Source organism: Streptomyces sp. NPDC059853 (assembly GCF_042731495.1).
Classification (GTDB): Bacteria; Actinomycetota; Actinomycetes; order Streptomycetales; family Streptomycetaceae; genus Streptomyces.
Genome location: NZ_JBHWJL010000296.1, coordinates 1 through 6,398 on the forward strand (window position 1 = coordinate 1; position 6,398 = coordinate 6,398).

The window sequence follows — 6,398 nt, forward strand, 5'->3', positions numbered from 1 at the left end:
CAGGACCGAGATAGTGCAGCCCCACCCCGAACAGCGGGCCGAAGTACAGCTGCACGAACAGCGCGTTCACGCCGATCACCGCCAGCAGCGGCAGCACCCCGCCCACCAGGGGCAGTACGGCCAGCGAGGCGCCCAGCGCCGTCAGCGCCACGGCGATGACCAGCAGCGGGCGGCCGAGCCGGTCGGAGAGCCAGCCGCCGAGCAGATTCGACGGGGCGGTGATCAGCGCGCTGGTGGCCGCGATCGCCCCGGCCCCCGCGAGCGACATGGCGTGCTCGGCCACCAGATAGCTGGGCAGCCAGAACGCCAGCCCCTGCGCCGTGGCCAGCCGCGCGAACTGGATGACCCCGATCAGCCACAGCGCCGGATGCCCGAACAGCCGCCGCACCTCGGCGAGCCGGGGGAGCGCGCCCGGCTCGCGGTGCGGGTCGGTGCCCACCCGGTGGTAGAGCAGCGCCCACAGCACTCCGGTGCCGCCGAAGATCACGAACAGCCAGCGCCAGCCCAGCGGCCCGACCAGCAGCGGCCCCAAGACGTTCAGCAGGACACTGGAGGCGAACCCGCCGGCCACGTACAGGCCCATCGCCGTCGCCTTGCGGTCGGCCGGGAACCGTTCCCTGATGAGCATCATCCCCGGCGCGAAGATCAGCGAGCGGAACAGCCCCGACACCGCCTGCACCGCCAGCAGCCAGCCGTACGGATGGACGACGGCGAAGGCCAGCGACATGGCGTTGGTGCCCAGCACCCCGACGCAGAACAGCTTCCTGGGCGCGTAGCGGTCCGTCAGCCAGCCGGCGGGCACCTGCATCAGCGCGTACACCAGGGTCGCGGCGGCGGCCAGCTGCCCGGCCTGGGCGAAGGACAGCCCCAGATCCTCGCGGATGAGCGGCAGGAACAGGGCTATCCCGCCCATCCCCAGCGCCTGGCTGCTCTGCCCGAGCACGATCAGCCAGGTGTCCGCTCTGCCGCTCCCCCGTGCCATGACCGTCCCCCGCCCGCCGCTCGTCATCCGGCTCGCCGTCCGCTGCCGCCGCCCGACCCTACCGCTGCCTCCCGTCCCGGTCCCCGACCCCTTCTCCGTCCCCGGCGGCGGGGAGCGGCGCCCCGGGCTCGGCGGTCAGCCGGTCCAGCACGGCGGCGAGGTCACGGCCCCAGCCGGCGACCGTGGCCGCTTCGAAGAGATCCGTGCTGTACTCCATCGTCACCGTCAGGGCGTCCCCGGCCGGGGCCAGCACCACGTACAGCTCGGTGCGGGCCGTGCCGGCGACCGGCAGCGGGGCGATCTCGGCACGGACGCCCGGCAGTTCCAGGGCCGGCGGCTCGGTCGTCACCACCGTGAACAGGACGGTCGGGAACAGCCCGGCCGCGTACTGCGGCGCCACCAGCCGCACCACCTCGGCCAGGGGCAGCGCCTGATGGTCCATCGCCGCGAACAGCGCGGGGCCGAGGCGGGTCACCAGCGCCGCGAAGGAGTCGGCCTCCGGCAGCCGGGCCCGCAGCGCCACTGCCTCGCCGAGCAGCCCGACCACCTCCTCGTGCTCGCGCACCGCCGCCCGGTTGGCGCTGGACGCGGCCAGCACCACCTCCGGCTGGTCGCACACCCCGGCCAGCCAGACCGCGAACGCCCCGGCCAGCACCGCGTACGGGGTGGTGCCCAGCTCGGCGGCGAGGGCCCGGACCCGGGCGGGCAATGGGCCGGTGAGCGTGACGGTGTGCAGCGCGCCGCGCCCGGAGAGCACCGGCGGGCGGGGACGGTCGGCGGGCAGCGCGGGGCGCAGTGGCGCCCCGGCCAGCTCGGTGCGCCAGAACCGCTCCAGGGCCGCGCGGCGCTCCCCGGTCAGCTGCGCGTCCGCCCAGCGGGCGTAGTCCGGGTAGCCGGCGGCGGGCCGGGGCAGGGGCCGGCCCGCGTACAGCGCGGACAGGTCGCGCCACAGCAGGCCCATCGACCAGCCGTCGCAGACCGCGTGGTGCAGCACCACGAGCAGCAGCCGGCGGTCCGGGGCGAGGCGGCCGAGCCGGAACCGGAACAGCGGGGCGCGCGCCAGGTCGAAGGGCTGCCGGGCGGTCTCCTGGCACCAGCGGTCGATGTCGGCGTCGGACAGCCCGGCCAGATCGGTCTCCACCACCTCCACCTCGGTCTCCGCCAGGGTCTCCACCCGCTCGCCGGCGACCCGGGCGCGCAGCGCCGGATGCCGGGCCACCAGGGCGCGCAGCGCGCCGGTGAGCGCCTGCTCGTCGAGGTCGCCGGTCAGGGCGACGCGGTGGGCGACGTTGAAGACGCCGGGGTGCGGATGGGCGCGGTGCCGGCCGGTGAGGCGGCGCAGCGCGGACGGCGCGGGCACGGTGTCCGCGACCTCCCCGGCGGGCCGGGGCGCGGACTCCGGCACCGCTCCGGGCACCGGGGCGGGATCACCGGTGACGTGGGCGGCGCAGGCGCGGATCGTGGGCGCCCGGAAGAAGTCGGCCATCGCCAGCGGGCGGCCGGTTTCCCGGGTCATCCGGTTCACCAGCCGGATGGCGCCGAGCGAGTGCCCGCCGAGCTGGAAGAACGACCGGGTGACGGAGAGCGGCCCGGGCAGGCCGAGTTCGTCGCACCACAGGTCGTGCAGTGACTTCTCCAGCGGGGTGCCGGGCCCGTCCCCCGGCCCGGTGGTGTCGCCGGGTACGGCGCTGCCGGGGGCCGGGGCGGGCAGCCGGTCGCGGTCGAGTTTGCCCGAGGCGTTGACCGGCAGCCGCTCCAGCGGCATCCAGTGCCGGGGCACCAGGTGGCCGGGGAGCGCGGAGGCGAGCCAGGCGCGGAGCGCGGTGAGATCGGTGTCGGCACCGGCCGGGACGACGTAGGCGACCAGTTCGGCCTCCCCGCGCCGGTCGGGACGCGCCAGCACCGCGGCCTCGCGGACGCCGGGCAGCCGGATCAGGGCGGCCCGCACCTCGGCCGGCTCCACCCGGTGGCCGCGGATCTTCACCTGGTCGTCGGTGCGCCCCAGGTAGGCGAGGGTGCCGTCGGAGCGCCAGCGGGCCAGGTCGCCCGTGCGGTACGTGCGCTCGCCGCTCTCCCCGGTGCCGAACACGGCGGCGGTCTCGCGCGGTCTGCGGTGGTAGCCGAGGGCCACGGCCGGGCCGCCGATCTCGATCTCCCCGACCGCGCCGACCGGGACCTCGGCTCCCGTGCCGTCCAGCAGCCGGATGCGCACCCCGGGCAGCGGCCGGCCGATCGGTGGCCGGTCCTCGGTTCTCCGGTCCTCGGTGACCCGGTGGGAGGTGACGACGATCGACGCCTCGGTGGGGCCGTACTGGTTGAACAGCGCACAGTCGGGGTGGGCGGCCAGGAACCGGCGGAAGGCCGGGGTGAGTTCCAGCGCTTCCCCGGCCGAGACCAGCTCGCGCAGGGCGGGCAGGCGCGGCTCCGTCTCCATCAGGTAGCGCAGCGGGGTGCACGGCATGAACATCCGCCCGACCGCGTGCTCGCGCACCACGGCGGCGACGGCGGCGGGGTCGTACCGTACGGCGTCGTCGACGAGGACGAGTTCGGCACCGGCGGCCAGGGTGGTGAACACCTCCTGGACGTGCACGTCGAAGGCGGGCGAGGTCCACTGGAGCGTGCGCAGTGGCGGGTGGGCCGCCAGCAGGCCGCGGACCAGCTGGGCCGGGCCGCGGTGGGGCACGATCACCCCCTTGGGCGCGCCGGTGGAGCCGGAGGTGTAGAGGAGGTACGCCGGATCGTCCGGGCCCGCGGGGTCGGTGAGATCGGTGAGGTCGGCGGGACCGTCCGGGCCAGCCGGGGTGGCGTCCGGGGCGCCGGGCTCGGGCGCGTACAGCACCCCGGTGTCCGTCTCCTCCCGCAGGCCGTCGTGCGCGGCGAGCCCGGCGGCGCTGGTGAGCAGCAGCACCGGGTCGCTGTCGGCCAGCAGCTGCGCCAGCCGCGCGGTGGGCAGCGCCGGGTCCAGCGGCACATAGGCGGCGCCGCTGCGCAGCACGGCCAGCAGCGCGGTGATCAGCGCGGGGCCGCGCGGCAGCAGGACGCCGACCCGCTCCCCGCGCCGCGCGCCGCGCGCCCGCAGCGTCCGGGCCAGGGCGTGGGCGCGGCCGGCCAGTTCCCGGTAGCTGACGGTGCTTCCGTCCGCCGCCGTGCGCAGGGCCACGGCGTCCGGGGTTCGCGCCGCCTGCCGGGCGAACAGCGCGTGCAGGGTGTCGTCGGTCCCGGCCCGGGCGGACGGCCCGGGGGTGTGGGCGGCGGCCAGCTCGGCCCGGTCGCCGTCGGTGAGCGCGGTGAGGACCGACAGCGGCGCGGCCGGGGTGTCCAGCAGGCGGCGCAGCAGCTGTTCCACGGAGCCGGCCAGCCGGCGCACGGTGCGTTCGGTGAAGAGCGCGGTGTCGTACTCGGCCATGAAGCGCAGGCCGTCGCGGTGGTGGGTGAGATAGAGGCTCAGATCGAACGGGGCGCGGTCGCTCGGTACGTCGAGGAGCGCGGCGTCGGCCTGCCGCTCGTACTCGACCATGACCTGGAACAGCGGGTTGCGGCCCGGGTCGCGCTCCGGGTTGAGGGCACGTACCAGGTCGTCGAAGGGCACCTGACGGTGCTCGAACGCCTCCGTGCTGCGGTCCCGCACCCGGCGCAGCAGGGTGCCGAAGTCGGGGTCACCGCTCAGGTCGACGCGCAGCGCCACGGTGTCGAGGAACAGGCCGATCTCGTGCTCGGCCCGCGGTGGCCGGGCGTCGACAGCCGTGCCCAGGACGAGATCGGTGGTGCCGCCGAACCGGCCGAGCACGGCCGCGACGGCGGCGGTCAGGGCCATGAACACGGTGGCGCGCTGTTCGGCGCAGTACCGGGCGAGCCGGTCCATGAGGGCACCGTCCAGCGCGTGGCTGAGCGCGGCGCCCTCGCCGGTGCGCCGGGCCGGGCGCGGGTGGTCGGTGGGCAGGGCGAGGTCGGGGGCGCCGTCGAGTTCGGCCCGCCAGAACGCCAGGTCGGCGGCGAGCCGTTCCGGGTCGGGCGGCGGGGTGGCGGTCACCGGGAGCGGCGGCAGATCGGCGGGGTGCGGCCAGGAGCGCAGCTGGGCGGTCAGTTCCCGGGCCAGGACGGCGGTGGAGGCGGAGTCGAGGATCAGATGGTGGGCGACGAGGAACAGCAGATGCCGCCCGGGCCCCAGCCGGAGCAGGCGGGCGGCCAGCAGCGGGCCCCGGGCCAGGTCGAACGTCTCACGCGCGGCCTCGTCGAGGGCGGCCCGCAGGGCCTCCTCCTCGGTGGCGCCGGTCAGGTCGGTGACGGGCAGGTCGATGGTCAGCCGCTCGTGCACCCGGCGGTACGGGGTCCCGTCGTCCTGCTGCCCGAAGACGGTGCGCAGGGCCGGCTGCCGGGCGATGACCCGGTGCAGCGCGCCGTGCACCGCCTCCGGATCGAGGGGGCCGTCCAGCCGGATCGCTTTGGGCTCGTGGTACATGCGGGTGCCGGGCTGGAGCTGTTCCTGTACCCAGATCCGCCGCTGGGCGGGGGACAGCGGCAGCCGCCGCTCCGCGGTGGTGCGCCGGAGCCGGTCCAGCAGCGGCAGGGAGCCGAGCACCCGGTCCTTCGGCACACCGAAGTCGACGAAGCAGGCGATCTCGTCGGCTCCGGCGTCCGTGAGGGCCCGTACGGTGCGGGCCGCGCTCGCCGCGTCCCCGATCAGGGCGCGTGCGTCGCAGTACCGCTCGTAGGCGCGGCCGAGCAGGAAGTCGACGTCGTCCGGGTGGGTGCGTTCCAGGTCGACCTCGACGCCGAGGCTGTTGGTGACCTGGTTGAACAGGGCGAGGGAGGACCGCAGATAGGAGAGGAACGGCCGGTACGCCTCGGCCCTGGCGGTGGCGGCGTCCTCGGCGAGGAAGGTGTGCACGAGCACCACGACCCGGCCGGCCGCCGGGTCCAGGCCGTGTTCGGCGCGGGTGCGGCGGTACAGGGCGATGTTCTCGGCCAGTTGCCCGACGGTCTGGGCCATGAGGTTGGTGACGATGCCCAGGTCCTCGGCGGCGGCGCGGCGGTAGCTGTCGGGGTTGCCGACGACGGCGACGAACAGGGGCGGCTGGTCCTGGAGGGGCCGCGGCTGGAGCCGTATCTCGGCCGGCTTGCCGTCGCCCGCGGTGACCTCGACCGGGTCACCGGCCCACAGCCGCCGTACGGTGGCCAGCTGTTCGTACATCAGCTCGCGGTGCCGGCCGAAGTTCTGCGGGGCGAGGGCGAAGTCACGGGCGTGCCAGCCACTGGCCACACAGAGTCCGGCCCGGCCGCCGGAGAGGTTGTCCACGACGGACCACTCCTCGGCGACCCGCGCCGGGTGGTGCAGGGGCAGCACGACCGACCCGGCGTGCAGCCGCACCCGGCGCGTCCGGGCGGCGAGGGCGGCGGCGAGCACGGAGGGGTTGGG

The 6,398-nt window shown here is 76.0% G+C and carries 2 protein-coding genes; both read right to left on the reverse strand.

Going from position 1 to position 6,398, the window contains the following annotated elements:
- Positions 1-982, reverse strand: a 982-nt coding sequence (locus ACFV5N_RS23110; RefSeq protein ID WP_385603054.1) for an MFS transporter, incomplete at its 3' end; no start/stop codon positions are given.
- A 58-nt stretch (positions 983-1,040) separates the two neighbouring features.
- A partial coding sequence (locus ACFV5N_RS23115; RefSeq protein ID WP_385603056.1) for a MupA/Atu3671 family FMN-dependent luciferase-like monooxygenase occupies positions 1,041-6,398 on the reverse strand: 5,358 nt, incomplete at its 5' end.